General features: G+C 49.7%; 19 protein-coding genes. 14 read left to right on the top strand and 5 right to left on the bottom strand.

What is annotated here, in order from left to right; genetic code table 11:
* Nucleotides 1-36: 36 nt before the first annotated feature.
* From MKX74_RS23370 to MKX74_RS23355, 4 genes are all read right to left on the bottom strand, one after another.
* Complete coding sequence (locus MKX74_RS23370; protein WP_018887323.1) at nucleotides 37-447, bottom strand: YtxH domain-containing protein; 411 nt, start codon at nucleotides 445-447, stop codon at nucleotides 37-39.
* 49 nt (nucleotides 448-496) lie between these two features.
* Nucleotides 497-754, bottom strand: a complete 258-nt coding sequence (locus tag MKX74_RS23365; RefSeq protein ID WP_018887324.1) for a GlsB/YeaQ/YmgE family stress response membrane protein — start codon at nucleotides 752-754, stop codon at nucleotides 497-499.
* Between the two features lie 193 nt (nucleotides 755-947).
* Nucleotides 948-1,634 carry a phosphatase PAP2 family protein gene (locus tag MKX74_RS23360; protein WP_018887325.1) on the bottom strand — a complete coding sequence of 229 codons (687 nt, stop codon included), beginning with the start codon at nucleotides 1,632-1,634 and terminating at the stop codon, nucleotides 948-950.
* Between the two features lie 148 nt (nucleotides 1,635-1,782).
* On the bottom strand, nucleotides 1,783-2,007 hold the full coding sequence (locus MKX74_RS23355) for a DUF1128 domain-containing protein (RefSeq protein WP_018887326.1): 225 nt from the start codon (nucleotides 2,005-2,007) through the stop codon (nucleotides 1,783-1,785).
* 193 nt (nucleotides 2,008-2,200) lie between these two features.
* On the opposite strand from MKX74_RS23355, the gene yyaC reads away from it, so the two are divergent.
* From yyaC to MKX74_RS23335, 4 genes are all read left to right on the top strand, one after another.
* On the top strand, nucleotides 2,201-2,770 hold the full coding sequence (gene yyaC, locus MKX74_RS23350) for a spore protease YyaC (RefSeq protein WP_018887327.1): 570 nt from the start codon (nucleotides 2,201-2,203) through the stop codon (nucleotides 2,768-2,770).
* Nucleotides 2,771-2,849: 79 nt separating this feature from the next.
* Complete coding sequence (locus tag MKX74_RS23345; RefSeq protein ID WP_341179977.1) at nucleotides 2,850-3,644, top strand: alpha/beta fold hydrolase; 795 nt, start codon at nucleotides 2,850-2,852, stop codon at nucleotides 3,642-3,644.
* A 180-nt stretch (nucleotides 3,645-3,824) separates the two neighbouring features.
* Nucleotides 3,825-4,502: a DUF6483 family protein gene (locus tag MKX74_RS23340; protein WP_018887329.1), complete on the top strand. Its 678-nt coding sequence runs from the start codon at nucleotides 3,825-3,827 to the stop codon at nucleotides 4,500-4,502.
* Nucleotides 4,503-4,558: 56 nt separating this feature from the next.
* The gene (locus MKX74_RS23335; RefSeq protein WP_018887330.1) at nucleotides 4,559-5,725 is read left to right on the top strand and encodes a class I SAM-dependent methyltransferase; all 1,167 of its coding nucleotides are present in this window, start codon (nucleotides 4,559-4,561) and stop codon (nucleotides 5,723-5,725) included.
* 101 nt (nucleotides 5,726-5,826) lie between these two features.
* Here MKX74_RS23335 and MKX74_RS23330 read toward each other — a convergent pair whose 3' ends face one another.
* Complete coding sequence (locus MKX74_RS23330; protein ID WP_018887331.1) at nucleotides 5,827-6,150, bottom strand: hypothetical protein; 324 nt, start codon at nucleotides 6,148-6,150, stop codon at nucleotides 5,827-5,829.
* Nucleotides 6,151-6,307: 157 nt separating this feature from the next.
* Here MKX74_RS23330 and MKX74_RS23325 point away from each other — a divergent pair, with 157 nt between their 5' ends.
* From MKX74_RS23325 to MKX74_RS23280, 10 genes are all read left to right on the top strand, one after another.
* On the top strand, nucleotides 6,308-6,922 hold the full coding sequence (locus tag MKX74_RS23325) for a DedA family protein (protein ID WP_018887332.1): 615 nt from the start codon (nucleotides 6,308-6,310) through the stop codon (nucleotides 6,920-6,922).
* A gap of 1 nt (nucleotide 6,923) precedes the next feature.
* Entirely contained in the window at nucleotides 6,924-7,493 is a 570-nt protein-coding gene (locus tag MKX74_RS23320) for a thioredoxin family protein (protein ID WP_018887333.1), read from the top strand.
* Nucleotides 7,494-7,499: 6 nt separating this feature from the next.
* Nucleotides 7,500-8,126 (top strand): MBL fold metallo-hydrolase, encoded by a 627-nt coding sequence (locus MKX74_RS23315; RefSeq protein ID WP_018887334.1) that lies wholly within the window; start codon nucleotides 7,500-7,502, stop codon nucleotides 8,124-8,126.
* A gap of 246 nt (nucleotides 8,127-8,372) precedes the next feature.
* Nucleotides 8,373-8,693 carry a hypothetical protein gene (locus MKX74_RS23310; protein WP_018887335.1) on the top strand — a complete coding sequence of 107 codons (321 nt, stop codon included), beginning with the start codon at nucleotides 8,373-8,375 and terminating at the stop codon, nucleotides 8,691-8,693.
* Nucleotides 8,694-8,911: 218 nt separating this feature from the next.
* Complete coding sequence (locus MKX74_RS23305) at nucleotides 8,912-9,298, top strand: hypothetical protein (protein WP_018887336.1); 387 nt, start codon at nucleotides 8,912-8,914, stop codon at nucleotides 9,296-9,298.
* A gap of 226 nt (nucleotides 9,299-9,524) precedes the next feature.
* Nucleotides 9,525-9,812 carry an Asp-tRNA(Asn)/Glu-tRNA(Gln) amidotransferase subunit GatC gene (gene gatC / locus MKX74_RS23300; protein ID WP_018887337.1) on the top strand — a complete coding sequence of 96 codons (288 nt, stop codon included), beginning with the start codon at nucleotides 9,525-9,527 and terminating at the stop codon, nucleotides 9,810-9,812.
* Between the two features lie 31 nt (nucleotides 9,813-9,843).
* Nucleotides 9,844-11,301 carry an Asp-tRNA(Asn)/Glu-tRNA(Gln) amidotransferase subunit GatA gene (gene gatA / locus MKX74_RS23295; protein ID WP_341179976.1) on the top strand — a complete coding sequence of 486 codons (1,458 nt, stop codon included), beginning with the start codon at nucleotides 9,844-9,846 and terminating at the stop codon, nucleotides 11,299-11,301.
* A gap of 26 nt (nucleotides 11,302-11,327) precedes the next feature.
* Entirely contained in the window at nucleotides 11,328-12,773 is a 1,446-nt protein-coding gene (gene gatB / locus MKX74_RS23290) for an Asp-tRNA(Asn)/Glu-tRNA(Gln) amidotransferase subunit GatB (RefSeq protein ID WP_018887339.1), read from the top strand.
* Between the two features lie 68 nt (nucleotides 12,774-12,841).
* The gene (locus tag MKX74_RS23285; protein ID WP_018887340.1) at nucleotides 12,842-13,300 is read left to right on the top strand and encodes a GNAT family N-acetyltransferase; all 459 of its coding nucleotides are present in this window, start codon (nucleotides 12,842-12,844) and stop codon (nucleotides 13,298-13,300) included.
* A 73-nt stretch (nucleotides 13,301-13,373) separates the two neighbouring features.
* The gene (locus MKX74_RS23280; protein WP_341180646.1) at nucleotides 13,374-14,087 is read left to right on the top strand and encodes an MgtC/SapB family protein; all 714 of its coding nucleotides are present in this window, start codon (nucleotides 13,374-13,376) and stop codon (nucleotides 14,085-14,087) included.
* The last annotated feature ends 177 nt before the right edge of the window (nucleotides 14,088-14,264 follow it).

Raw genomic sequence — 14,264 nt, 5'->3', positions numbered from 1 at the left:
TTCTGGTTCAATTTGTAAAGAAAGAAGGAGTTCGGATTAAGAACGGGACAACGTGTTCAGCTCTTCATTAGCTTCCTTGGTGGCCTGCTCGGTAGCTTCCATGATCTCCTGATCGGCCTCCGCAGCCTCCTCGGCAATATCGGCTGAAGCATTCTGGAGACTGGTTACGACGTTGTTCTTGCTGTCGACGACGGTCTTGACTACTTCTGAGGACTTGGTGGACACGGTTTTGGCCAGATCGCTAGCTTTTTCACCGACAACATGAGCTACATCCTTGGTCTTGTCGGTTACGACGTTCATTTTGTCCGTCAAATCGCTTCTCAGGTCACGTCCTGGCTTCGGTGCGAATAGCAGTGCAGCTGCTGCACCAAGGAGACCTCCGATAAATACGCCTTTGGCAAAGGATGAAGCCGGGGTTGAACATTGTTGATTATCTTCTTTATTCATACTGAATCACTCCTTTGATAGATTCAAACTTGTGCAACTATATATAAAGTTAGGTTGCCCGTCTGATTAGCCTGGACACGAGTCCGAGCAAGAACACGAAGATGGCGGTGCCGATAATAGCAGGGACGATAGCAAAGCCGCCAATGACTGGTCCCCAATGTCCGAATAGCATGGCTCCTAGCCAAGCTCCAACCCATCCAGCAACCATAGAGCCGATGATGCCGCCAGGCATTTCTTTACCAGCAATGGCATTTCCAATCAGTCCAATAATGACTGCCATGATGATACTGAGTATAATCCCCCACATACAGATGGCCTCCCTTCGAAGATACCATAGCCAAGCATACTAACTATTGAATACGTAAGAAGTGGCTATACGTTACAGATCTCTCATCTGCTTATTTGGTATATAAACTTCGAAAGGGGGGACTGAAACAACAGCTTGCATGGTAATGAGCGGAAATACATAGGACAAGCGGCAGCTCTCATGGCCTGACGTGTTAAGCTAGTCGAGCGGCTCTACGGTATAACGGGGGGAGCATGAGACACAGCCACATGCCTCCCGCTAGCATACCTGCGATGACATCGCTGGCATAATGTACCCCGAGGTAAATTCGGCTGATGGCGGTAATCAAACTGTACAGTATCCCCAGAATGACAGGCAGCAGCATGGACTTGCGCCGGATACGTCTTTCAATGGCCCATAGTCCAAATAGCATCCCATAGAAGCCGGTAGCAATCATCGCATGTCCACTTGGAAAACTATAGCCCGTCACCTGGATTAAATAATCCAGCGGTGGACGTTCGCGCTGAAGAATGTACTTCAGCAATGTATTCAGTCCCCACATGGACGCAAAACTGCTTCCTACGGCAAGGATATATGTCCGCGGCTTGCGTAGTATCCAGCATAGGATGCACACAGCAATCGTGAGCAGGAGAGTTCCCGGGAAGGAGCCAGCCGTGCTCATGAGCAGCATGAGGGGAAGCAGGGCTTGCAATACAGGTGACGAAGTCTCGGAGCGACCAGGAAAGAGTAGGTCATGCAGTGTACGATCAAGATGCAATATACCCTCGGTACCGAGTAGCTTGAGCACATAAACGATCAATAGCATAGCTACAGGGATGACGATTAGAGCAACCATCATGCTCCGAATGTATGAATTTTGAATCGATGGATACTTAATCATGCAGCTTGAAAGCCTCCAGGTAGTATAAGTTAAATGAGCTACAGCCTTCCGATGAACAGCCAGTGCAGGTAAATAGCTTGTACAAAAAAACACCAGTCAGAGCTTGCTGTAATTCGCATACAGAAAATTCTATACTGGTGTTGGTGCATCAGGATTTGCGCAGGCGTCCAAGTTCGGACACGACAGCTTCCACCTCAGAGATGCTCAGGCTTGGCTTATTCATAACCATCTCGTATATATCATGGATATCCTCATAATAATCTACAGAGAATGCTGAGGCCTGCATGGCAGCTCCGCTGGCCATCCGAAGCTTGTTTTTGATACTCTCGATCATGTACTCTACATTGACCTGAGAAGGTTGAGTTAAATCCATGCTAATCCGTTCACCCTTTCGTAAAATCTCGATTGCCCATATTGTAACATGAGCATTTTACATAAATCCAGCCAACGGTAGCTATATACTGATATGTTAGGTATACAATTACTTTGCCACGCTGTACATAATTACGGTAAAATCTACGTTAAATATACAATCCATCTTAAACGAAAGGTAAGGGGATGCCTTGGTGTCAATCTATACGCCGAATCAAGGAAGGGAGCGCAGGCCTGGTCAGCAGAGAACGAGCCGTCGTGAGCTTGCTGCATTTTTCCGACTTGTCCATGAAGCGCATCGGGGACAACCCATCACCTTCATCTGTGTCGGCACGGATCGCTCGACAGGTGACTCGCTTGGGCCATTGGCCGGAACGATGCTGAAGAATAAGGGCTTCACGAATGTGCTCGGTACGATGGACAAGCCTTGTGATGCACACAGCTTGGAATCCGTCATCACCAGTATCCCCTCAGAGCATACAGTGATTGCTATTGATGCTTGCCTTGGATTACCCGGCTCGGTAGGACTATTTCTGACATCTGAAGGACCGCTATGGCCGGCACAATCTGTAGGGCTTGAGCTGCCTGGTATCGGTGATTATAGCATTGCTGGTGTGGTTAATGCATACGGACCGAAGCCCTATTGGACACTACAGACTACGTCCCTCCATAGTGTGCTTATGATGGCATCACAGATTGCGGAGGCTGCGGCTGTCGGTTTCGGGCTTCAGATAGAGGAAGCTGCTCAATATAGTTTCAGATGAACCATTAGTGCTTAATAATATACAATTCATATTTCAAAAATAATGACTAAGCCATAATCGGAGAAAGAAGGCGCCATTCATGAAAAAAGTACTGTGCGAAGGAACCACCATCTGTTATGCCGAGGAAGGGCAAGGAGAGCAAGTTGTCATTCTGCTACATGGATTCTGTGGTAGCTCGGCTTATTGGGACGACGTTGTCCCACTTTTGTCGGAAGCCTCCCGCTGCATTGTTCCCGATCTGCGTGGACATGGCCGTACGGATGCTCCGAAGGGAGCTTATTCCATCGACGGAATGGCCGATGACGTCCTGAAGCTGATGAACGAGCTGAATATCCCTCGCGCAGCAGTACTGGGGCATTCGATGGGAGGCTATATTGCGCTATCCCTTGCGGAGCGGTACCCCGATCGACTCAGTGCAGTAGGGTTAATTCACTCTACAGCTTACCCGGACACGGAGGAGGCAAAGGACAAGCGGCTACAGGCGGTATCTACCATTGAGAACAAGGGGATTACAGCCTTCATTGATGGCCTGGTGCCAGGTTTATTTGCACCCGAGCATCTGGAGCAGATGCCTGAGCAGGTGCTGAAGGTCAGAGAGCTCGGCTACAAGACACCTCCTCAGGGAGCGAGTGGCGCAGCCTTGGCCATGCGCGAGCGTCCGGATCGACGTGACGTTCTGTCCGCGACCTCCTTGCCAGTGCTGCTCGTTGCAGGGGAGAAGGATCAATTGATTCCTGTTGACAGAACCTTCACGGCAGAAGGGCCCAATGTTGTCCACACCATCATAGCAGGTGCGGGGCATATGAGTATGCTGGAGACGCCATCTGAACTGGCACAAGTCATTACGGGTTTCATGAAGGAACGAATCCAGTAAAAATTATGGCACGGCTTGATTACAGCATGAGCTACCCTGGTGTGACCTGGTGAATGGAAGTCCGGGTCCACAGGGTGGCTTCTTTTCGTGTCCATTTGGCAATTGGAGCGGGATTGGCTTACAATCTATTCATTGAAAGATGACCCAGGTCATATGGAACGGAAGGAGTGAGGTGCGCCTGTGTTCAAAAGAGATTATTTGACTCGCATGATTGAGGAAATGGGAGAGGTTATTGGAGCGGTGCTCGGCTTGAAGCGTCAAATGAAGCATCCGCAGGCGATTGCACTGCTGGACGAGCTGCTGCGCAAGCAGTTCCGCATTCCGCTCAAGCTGCTGGAGTCGATGCCACCGGAGCAGATTACGGATTTATTCCGGATGAACGGTTCACCTGAGCCTGACAAGCTCCAGCAGGCTGCCCGGCTACTGGAGGAGGCCGGCAGACTGCGTATGCAGATGGAGGAGACGAAGGATGATGCAGCCACATTGATGAAGGCACTCTACCTGTACGTATACAGCGATATGAATGGAGCGGATCGTACCTTGCTACAGCTCCCGGAACGCATTGCAGAAGTAAGACTAGAGCTGCGAGAGTATCGACTATCAAGAGAAGTGGACGAACTGCTGGCCCGATATGAAGAGGGAGAGGGACAATTGGCGGAGGCTGATAATATCTGGTTCAGGTTGATTGCCATGCATCCAGAGTCTTTTGATGGTGCGTTTACCTTCTACGACCGACTGCAGCAGCTTGGTGAGGAGGAGTTGGAGCAGGGAGGGCTATCCCGTCAGGAGGTGGAGGAGGGCAGACAGGAGCTTTTGCGCCTCAGAGCTCTCGTGCCATCCGACCAATATACCGAATGATCACGATGGATTCGATTGATAAATAGCCTAATAAAGGCAGAAAGCAGGAATACGTAGTGGAAGCATTGCTTAACTTAACCAATCAACTGTTGTCGGGGGGGACGCTGATTACGGCTACCTTGAGTCAGCTACGCAAGCGGGAGTCGGATACCTTTACCAAGGTGCAGATCAAGCCTGTAGAGCTGAAGAAGAAGCTGTATTATCAGTTCGCCTATCACTATAGCAACAAGGTTACACATGACAATCTGACACCAGAGGAGGCTCAGGAGCGCTTGTCCCAGCTGTTCGGTGAGACCTTCCGCCAGGGATTGCTGTGTACAGCCGAGGCCGACTATCAGGTGCTGATCAGCAAGAAATTCAAGGTGTCCATCCTGACCAAGTCACCGACCAAGTCAGCTATGAATCTGGCGCATAATCGCAAGAAGCAATATGTGCTGGAGGAAGGGGAGCCAGTTCCCTTTCTCGTAGAGCTGGGTATCATGAATGCCGATGGCAAGGTGCTGGCCCGCAAGTACGATAAGTTCAGGCAGATCAATCGCTTTCTGGAAATGGTACAGGATATTCTACCTGCATTGCCAGTAGGCCGTCCTCTGACCATTGTGGACTTTGGCTGTGGCAAATCGTACCTGACCTTCGCGTTATATCATTATTTGGCGATTCAGCAGCGAAGACCGCTGAATATTGTCGGACTTGATCTGAAGGCGGATGTCATCGAAGTCTGTAATACGCTGTCGCAAAAGCTGGGCTATCAGAATTTGAAATTCCTGGTCGGTGATATCGCAGATTATGACGAAATGGAGCAGGTTGACATGGTGGTGACCCTCCATGCCTGTGACACAGCTACAGATGCTGCGCTGGAAAAGGCTGTCCGTTGGGACGCATCCGTCATCCTGTCCGTTCCGTGCTGTCAGCACGAGCTGTTCGGCCAGGTCAACAATTCGGTGCTGGAGCCGATGCTGTCACATGGCATATTGAAGGAACGCTTTGCTGCACTCGCAACAGACGGCATTCGCGCCAAGCTGCTCGATGTGATGGGCTATAAGACACAGCTTCTTGAATTCATTGATATGGAGCATACTCCGAAGAATATTCTGATTCGTGCGGTAAAAGGCTCACAGGAGGATCGGCAGAGACTGTGGGAGGAATATACCTCATTTCGGGATTTCATCCATGCAGACCCGTATCTTGAACGGGCCTGTGCAGATTTGCTGCCGACATCGTGAGGGAGGTACAGCGAAAGGTTCTTATAAGTAGCAAAGGATTCACACACCTGCCTCACGAGTTAATGGCATGTTATGAATTATGGAGTTAGGTCTGCGCGCTATTAGCCCCCGAAGGACTGGCGAAAGGCGGCACTTAGCTGTGTCTGGTCCACTTCCCAGAGCTCTGCGAGCTCTTGACTGACCTCGGTATCCCACCAGTCGCACAGTGCCTTACGATTGCTGTGATTCTCCGAGATCCATAAGAGATTGGCTCCAACCTTTTGGCAATAGAGCTCTTCTCCTTTATTGACGAGCTCTGGAGCTATATAGAGCTTAAGACGCTTTCGTGCACGATACAGTTCCTTGCTGCAGGCTCTTCGAATGCCGCGCGCCGTGGGGAGGCCGGATTGGCCTTTGGCGTGCTTGGGTAATTGATGGGCAGGCATCCTACCACGCTCCTCTCACATCAGAATATGCCGCAAGCCCATGCTGGGGAACCGTTATGGGCACATGGACATGCTGGAAGTGCTAGGAAGCCATATGCTACAATGAACCATGAATTGGAACGTTGTAAACAGAGTACATGCGGAAAGAAGGTAGGATGTGGACCTGTTATCAAGCATCATTGAACAGCTCTTCGAGTGGATTCGAGGGCTGGGTTATTTTGGGATTATGCTCGGTCTGATGATCGAGGTCATACCTAGCGAGATCGTGCTGGCGTATGGGGGATATCTTGTATCTGAAGGACAGATCAATTTCTTTATTGCCGTTATTTTCGGTACGATCGGCGGGGTGCTCGCACAGCTCTTTATCTATTGGATTGGCAAGTATGGTGGTAGACCGGTGCTGGAGAAGTACGGGAAGTACATACTGATCAAGAAAAGTCATATCGACCATGCGGATGCCTGGTTCAACAAGTATGGGACTGGAGTGATTTTTACAGCCCGTTTTATCCCGGTAGTACGTCATGCCATCTCCATCCCGGCCGGGATTGCTCGTATGAGTGTTTGGAAATTCATTCTATTGACGACACTGGCTGTTATTCCGTGGAGTGTATTGTTTATTTATTTAGGGATGGTGCTGGGCAGCAGCTGGTCGCAGATTGATGAGAAAGCTACACCTTACGTTACGCCGATTTTGCTGGTAGCTCTTGCCGCCATGATTGTCTATTTTCTCGTAAAGTGGCTGATCGCCAAAAACAAGAAAGGGAGTGTATAGCATGAGTCGAACCAACGTATCTCAGTATTTTGGCAAAGGATTGTCTGGTGAGCAATTCATGGAGGTCATGACGAAGAATCAGGAGGCTTTCCGCTCCTGGTATGACCAGTTCTCCTGGGCGAATGAAGAGGACCGCGAGTTTTTTGAAAGTCTGAATCACCGGGATGATCTGCGTGTGCTTATACTGGCAGCTGACTGGTGCGGCGATGTAGTTCGGAATGTGCCTGTAATATTGCGTGCACTGGAGCACAGTGGAGTACCGACTGAAATTCTGATTCTGGAGAACCATGAAGCGCTGATGGATGACTTCCTGACGATGGGGGGGCGTTCAGTCCCTGTTGTAATCGTGGCAGACAGCGGCGGTCATGTGCTGGGACGCTGGGGCCCTCGCCCGGCCCATGTACAGGAAGTTATGGTGCGCTTCAAAACAGAGAACCCTGATCGTGAAGCAGCGGATTATCAGGACAAGCTTATGGTGGCGCGTCAAGAGATGAAGGAGCGCTACGGAGAAGGAACAGAGATTCATGGCACGATCGTACAAGAATTGCGTGAGCTATTGTCAGGAGTGTAGAAAAGGATGACATTATCTATTCGTAGCTTCACGCTGGGCCCTCTGCAGACGAATGCTTACCTGCTGCAGGGGGATGACCCCACGCGTGCGCTTGTTATTGATCCCGGAATGAATCCGGGAGCGTTGATTCGTGCAGTCGAGGGCCTCACCGTTGAGGCGATCGTGCTGACACATGCACATTTCGATCATATGGGCGGAGTGGATGAACTGCGGAAGCTTCATAACTGCCCCGTATATTTGCATGCGCTTGAGTATGAATGGCTGGCGTCGCCCAAGCTGAATGGCTCTACCATGTGGCCTGATGTTACGACTCCACTCCAGACAGACCCGCCTGAATATGATCTGGCCGATGGGCAGAAGCTGGAGCTAATTGGCCATAGCTTTACCGTCCTCCACACACCTGGGCATTCACCGGGAAGTGTCAGCCTGCAAATCAACCAGCATCTATTCGGCGGAGATGTGCTGTTCCGAATGGGTGTCGGTCGTACCGATCTTCCAGGCGGCCGGGAAAGGGATCTCTTCGATTCCCTCTCACGTCTTTTTGCATTGGGTGATGATGTCATTGTCTATCCTGGCCATGGGCCGAAGACAACGATTGGCTATGAGAAGCAGCATAATCCTTACGTTAGGTAGACACAGTTGATCAGTAGAACGGATCGATTGTTTGTCTCCATGAAAATGCAGCAATCGACGTTTTTCTTGCGAAATCATCTGGACAAGTGATGGAAGGTTTGCTAATATAGCCTTATTACATGTTACATATTAACTTTGCGAAGCACGCAGACTGTGGATTTAAGCCCGGTTTGCGTTCTTTTTTTGTCTTTTTTTAGGTTTTCGATACATTAAGGGTGGTCGGTCGGGGTGCACAAGGGGGATTCCATGAAGCATAGAGGAAGAAAGAAAGTACCATATTCGGGAGTTCTATATTGGAGTGATGGGGCAGAAGCTACAGGTGTCCTGATGGCAGTGGATGTATCGCGCGCGGTCGATCAGACAGAATCCAGAGATTACCGGAGGTCGAGCAGGGGATGGCGCAGGGAAGCGAACAGTTATGAAGATAGAGGATCGCTTGCTAGCAGAAGCACAACAGGCCGGGTTCAGGTTGTGACTTGGGGAGGAAGAGAGAACGTACGTAGCAGATTAGCAAGACATCCCTGGCTCGTATGGCTGCAGCAGCACCGGGACCAGCGCAGATCATAGCATCGGATGCTAGAGTCATAGTATCTGGCAGAGTCTCACCAGGGGACACTATTCGGGGCGATGTACAACAGGGATATTGGAGTCTTCACTGGCTATTACTGCGCTTATATCAGCAGATGACCTACAATTAATGATAGGCATTATCATTTGATGATAGACATTATCATATTTTTTTAGTAGACTAGGCAGATAATCCAAGACAGCCGGGGAGGTAGACGATGCACCGTTTAGGAGAGAAAATTGTAATCGTCGCGGACGCCTTTGAGCAAAGTCTTCCAATAGGGGAGTATGGTTATATCATTGCATATGACCGTAACCCGGATAATGCATTTGATTATATTATCCGAGTGCCCAAGGCCAACCGGAATTTCTTTGTTCCGGAACAGGACGTAGAGCTTGAGGAGAGCATGCTTAAGCTTGAGGCAGAACGCGTCGAACGCGAAGCGTTGATAGACTATGCACTGGCTACACATAATGAACGATTGTTCCGAAGCATCATGAATGGTGATCAAGAGCAAGAGCAAGCGGAAGAGAATGAGGCGGTTACAGAGCCGTTGTCACAGGCGGAATTTATCAAACAAATTAATTTGCGTGCTTGGATATGAGGAGCCGGCCTATGCCGGCTCTTTTTTGCAAGGTGTGACATTGAATTGTCCAACATTCTACAATATAATTAAAAACGTTATTTTAAAGGGGAAATAGCCCCGTTAGCTACTTGATTTGCCAGAATGAATGCACTGGATATCTGACCTGTCATGGGGACCAGATACAGTCATTCTTGCTGAACATATATTTTGCATGTACCACACCGATCCATAAGGAGGAGCCGACATGAGTATTTCTGCTGATAACGTACGTCATGTAGCCAAGCTGTCCCGTTTGAACCTGACAGCCGAGGAAGAGGAGATCATGACCGGGCAATTAAACGCCATTCTGAAGTATGCGGAGAAATTAAATGAGCTGGATACAGATGAGGTCGAGCCAACAACACATGTGTTGCATGTCAGCAATGTGATGCGTGAGGATGAGGTGCGTCCGAGCCTCTCGTTGGATGAGGTCATGTTGAATGCACCAGATGAGGAAGAAGGACAATTCAAGGTTCCGGCGGTGCTGGAGTAATCATCGAAAGATTGAAGGGAGGAAGCTTCACTTGAGTTTGTTTGAACATACATTGCCAGAGCTACAATCCAGATTGGATCGCAAAGAACTGTCAGTTACGGATTTGGTAGAGCAGGCTTTTGAGACGATTAGTCAGCGTGAGGAGAAGGTTAAGGCTTATATCACTATTGATGAGGATGGCGCGCGTAATGCCGCTCGAAGACTGGACGACCAGCTTGCTGGTGGGGAGAAGCTTGGACCACTGTTCGGTATTCCGGCAGGGATCAAGGACAATATTGTTACCAAAGGTCTGCGGACGACATGTGCCAGTCAGTTCCTTCGTGAGTTCAATCCGGTATATGATGCTACAGTAACAGGCAAGCTTCGTGATGCTGGCGTCATCACATTGGGCAAGATGAATATGGACGAATTCGCGATGGGAGGGTCTAATGAGAACTCCAGCTTCTATCCGGTCAGCAATCCATGGGATCTTGAACGTGTGCCGGGCGGCTCCAGTGGCGGCTCAGCAGCAGCTGTGGCTGCCGGAGAAGCCTACTTTACACTTGGCTCGGATACAGGTGGCTCCATTCGACAGCCGGCATCGTATTGCGGAGTAGTTGGATTGAAGCCAACCTATGGTCTTGTATCGCGGTTTGGACTGGTGGCATTTGCTTCCTCACTGGATCAGATCGGACCGATCACCAAAAATGTTGAGGACTCTGCGTATGTGCTGCAAGCCATTGCAGGCTATGATGGGTCAGATTCTACCTCGGCGAAGGTCGATATTCCTGATTATACATTGGCACTCACTGGTGACGTGAAAGGATTGCGGATTGCAGTTCCTAAGGAATATCTGGGAGAAGGCGTTGATCCGCAGGTAAAAGAGACTGTACTGCAAGCGTTGAAGACACTGGAAGGGCTCGGTGCTTCATGGGAGGAAGTATCGCTCCCACATACGGAATATGCAGTGGCGACATACTATTTGCTGGCTTCTTCAGAGGCTTCCTCGAATCTGGCAAGATTCGATGGTGTCCGCTATGGCGTACGTGCCGAGAATCCGGACAACCTGCTCGATCTGTACCATCAATCGAGAACACAAGGCTTTGGAGATGAAGTCAAGCGCCGGATTATGCTGGGAACCTATGCGCTTAGCTCAGGTTACTATGATGCATATTATCTGAAGGCACAGAAAGTACGAACATTGATCAAGCGCGATTTTGATCAAATATTCGAGAAATATGATGTCGTTATCGGACCTACAGCCCCGACAACAGCCTTCAAGCTGGGTTCTCAGGTAGATGATCCACTCACCATGTATTTGAATGATATCCTGACGATCCCTGTCAGTCTCGCTGGTGTCCCTGCTATCAGTGTGCCTTGCGGCTTCGCCGATGGCATGCCAGTAGGTCTGCAAATTATCGGTAAACCATTTGATGAATCTACCGTATTGCGTGCCGCACATGCGTTCGAGCAGCATACGGAATTCCATAAGCAGCGTCCGCAGCTGTAATCGGTCCAGAAGGAGGGGAATCAATCGTGTCTACAACTACATCAAAATACGAAACGGTCATTGGACTGGAAGTCCATGTAGAGCTACATACACAATCCAAAATATTCTGTGGCTGCTCAACGGCGTTCGGCGCGCCACCTAACTCGCATACTTGCCCGATCTGTCTCGGGCATCCTGGCGTGCTACCCGTGCTGAATCGGCAGGCTGTCGATTATGCGATGAAGGCCGCGATGGCTCTGAATTGTAAAATCGCTGACGTAAGCAAATTCGACCGGAAGAACTATTTCTATCCAGATTCGCCGAAGGCTTATCAGATCTCACAATTTGATCAGCCGATCGGTGAGCACGGATGGATCGATATCGAAGTGAACGGGACAACGAAGCGTATTGGGATTACAAGACTGCATCTGGAAGAGGATGCGGGCAAATTGACCCACGTGGATGGCGGATATGCTTCACTTGTTGATTTCAATCGAGTCGGCACACCGCTTGTGGAGATCGTATCCGAACCGGATATTTCTTCACCAGAGGAGGCTAAAGCATATCTGGAGAAGCTACGTGCGATCATGCAGTACTGTGATGTCTCTGACGTGAAGATGGAGGAGGGCTCCCTCCGCTGTGATGCCAACATCAGTCTCCGCCCTCATGGGCAGGAGAAGTTGGGTACTCGGGCAGAGCTGAAGAACATGAACTCGTTCCGTGGCGTTCAGCGCGGTCTGGAATACGAGCAATTCCGTCAGGAGCAGATCCTCGAAGAGGGCGGAAGTGTCGTACAGGAGACGCGACGCTGGGATGAGAGTCAAGGGAAGACCTTCTCCATGCGTGGTAAAGAAGAATCCCATGACTATCGTTATTTCCCAGACCCGGATCTGGTGACGCTGCATATTGACGAAGCCTGGAAAGAACGGATCAGAGCTTCTATTCCAGAGCTTCCAGATGAACGCAAAGCCAGATATACATCCGAATACGGGCTGTCGGCCTATGATGCGGAGGTAATTACTTCCTCCAAGCCTCTAGCTGATCTGCTGGAATCGAGCCTGGAGTACACCAAGGATGCCAAGGCTGTAGCCAACTGGATTATGGGTGATCTTCTGGGTTATCTGAACAGCGCGGGTGTGGAGCTGACAGAGGTTCCTTTGACAGGACAAGGCCTCGGTGAAATGATCGGTCTGCTTGAGAAAGGAACGATCAGCAGCAAGATCGCCAAGACGGTGTTCAAGGAAATGCTGGAGAGCGGCAAGCGTCCTGAACAGATCGTCGAGGAAAAAGGTCTGGTACAAATCAGTGATGAGGGTGCCATTCTGACAATTGTCGAGCAAGTGGTCGCAGCTAATCCGCAATCCGTAGAGGATTATAAGGCAGGCAAGCAGAAGGCCATCGGCTTCCTGGTCGGACAAGTCATGAAGGAAAGTAAAGGCAAAGCCAACCCAGGACTGGTGAACAAGCTTCTGGCTGATGTGCTGAGCCGTTAACAACAACAGTAGCCATTCGAGGGTAAGCGATGCAAGTCCCGAATGGCTTTTACTGGGAGGGCTGAACGATGATTACTCCGTTATCTTTACAGGATCAAGACACCTTGGAGCAGCTATGGCGCCTGCAGCATATTGCGTATAGACTGGAGGCAGAGCGCATCGGATTTCATCAGATCCCTCCACTTATGGATACTTTAGATACATTACGAGCCTGCGGAGAGCAGTTTTATGGCCGATTGGATGAAGAGGCAGAGATCATAGGCGCAGTGGCTGTAGAAGAGGGTGCGGACTCTATCTGTATTTCCAGAATGATGGTACACCCAGATTGCTTCAAGCAAGGGATAGCCAGCTCTCTAATGGAGTATGTGCTGGAGCAGTATAGTACGGTTCCGCTAAAGGTGGTATCTACCGGTGCCTTGAACCTTCCGGCTGTGTCGTTGTATCAGAAATACGGCTTCAAGCCTGTGAGCTCGGAAGAGATTGCGCCAGGCGTGGAATTAATCACCTTTCATCTGAATAGCATGTAGAAGCTCCTGATGGTGATTAGGGGCTCTTACATCGCCCGGCACACTGAACCGCGGCTACTGGGAGGGATTATCACTGGAAGATCCGTGGATCATTAGCAATGTGCAAATCTTGGGTAGGCTATTGCTTGCACTATTATTAGGCGGACTTATCGGGTACGAGCGAGAGCGCTCCAACCATGCAGCCGGACTGCGGACGCATATCCTTGTATGTGTAGGCTCCACGCTCATTATGATGCTTTCAGTGTATGGATTTGCCTCATTCATTGACGAGCCTAATGTCCGTATTGACCCTGCGCGTCTGGCGACTGCCGTAATTACGGGAGTCGGCTTTCTGGGAGCAGGAACCATCTTGTTCACTGGAAAATCCATTACGGGTCTGACGACGGCAGCATCTATTTGGGTAGTAGCAGCCATCGGTCTGGGTGTGGGAGCAGGCTTTTATTTTGCCTCCATCGTGTCTACGGTTATTGTTCTCCTTAATTTATGGATATTCAACAAGATTGAGCAGCGTTATATGAGTGGTCAGAAGGTTCATATTATTATTTTAAAAGGCTTTTCTTCACCAGGCTTGCTGGAACGAATCTCGGATTTTATGAACGAAGAAGAGATCAAGATTAAGAAGGTCACCATCAAGGAAGAGGATTCAATGACGATCGGCAGGCTTCCATCTGAGGGCAAGGCAGTTGAGATTCAGATGGAGGTGCTGTGCAAGCCCGGGTTTGACCAGCTTCGAATTGCGGGAACGCTGCGTAACTGGGAAGAGTTATCCGGAGTGTCGGTGGAGTAATGCATAATCAAGGGCCTTCTGCTGCTGCGGAGGGCCTTTTGGTGCTATCCAGTTTTTTTACAGTTACTCTTACTGTAGAATGGGGTACTATTTTAAGATAAAAGAAATCATACGTTTTCAACGGGGCTGAACAACTCATTATCGCAAGACAAACTTCGACTAAGTGCGGCCTGTCTT

Origin of the sequence: Paenibacillus sp. FSL K6-1230, assembly GCF_038002385.1 — a bacterium.
Lineage (GTDB): Bacteria > Bacillota > Bacilli > Paenibacillales > Paenibacillaceae > Paenibacillus > Paenibacillus massiliensis.
Note: the sequence above shows the minus strand (reverse complement) of the source record. Positions and strands in the feature narration are given on the sequence as shown.

What these genes read in the sequence shown, in the direction of transcription:
- MKX74_RS23345 (WP_341179977.1), top strand. Translation starts at nt 2,850, where the DNA reads ATGAAAAAAGTACTGTGCGAAGGAACCACCATCTGTTATGCCGAGGAA.
- MKX74_RS23285 (WP_018887340.1), top strand. Translation starts at nt 12,842, where the DNA reads ATGATTACTCCGTTATCTTTACAGGATCAAGACACCTTGGAGCAGCTA.
- MKX74_RS23370 (WP_018887323.1), bottom strand. Translation starts at nt 447, where the DNA reads ATGAATAAAGAAGATAATCAACAATGTTCAACCCCGGCTTCATCCTTT.
- MKX74_RS23330 (WP_018887331.1), bottom strand. Translation starts at nt 6,150, where the DNA reads ATGCCTGCCCATCAATTACCCAAGCACGCCAAAGGCCAATCCGGCCTC.
- MKX74_RS23305 (WP_018887336.1), top strand. Translation starts at nt 8,912, where the DNA reads ATGCACCGTTTAGGAGAGAAAATTGTAATCGTCGCGGACGCCTTTGAG.
- MKX74_RS23360 (WP_018887325.1), bottom strand. Translation starts at nt 1,634, where the DNA reads ATGATTAAGTATCCATCGATTCAAAATTCATACATTCGGAGCATGATG.
- MKX74_RS23310 (WP_018887335.1), top strand. Translation starts at nt 8,373, where the DNA reads ATGAAGCATAGAGGAAGAAAGAAAGTACCATATTCGGGAGTTCTATAT.
- MKX74_RS23365 (WP_018887324.1), bottom strand. Translation starts at nt 754, where the DNA reads ATGTGGGGGATTATACTCAGTATCATCATGGCAGTCATTATTGGACTG.
- MKX74_RS23355 (WP_018887326.1), bottom strand. Translation starts at nt 2,007, where the DNA reads ATGGATTTAACTCAACCTTCTCAGGTCAATGTAGAGTACATGATCGAG.
- gatC (WP_018887337.1), top strand. Translation starts at nt 9,525, where the DNA reads ATGAGTATTTCTGCTGATAACGTACGTCATGTAGCCAAGCTGTCCCGT.
- MKX74_RS23320 (WP_018887333.1), top strand. Translation starts at nt 6,924, where the DNA reads ATGAGTCGAACCAACGTATCTCAGTATTTTGGCAAAGGATTGTCTGGT.
- MKX74_RS23315 (WP_018887334.1), top strand. Translation starts at nt 7,500, where the DNA reads ATGACATTATCTATTCGTAGCTTCACGCTGGGCCCTCTGCAGACGAAT.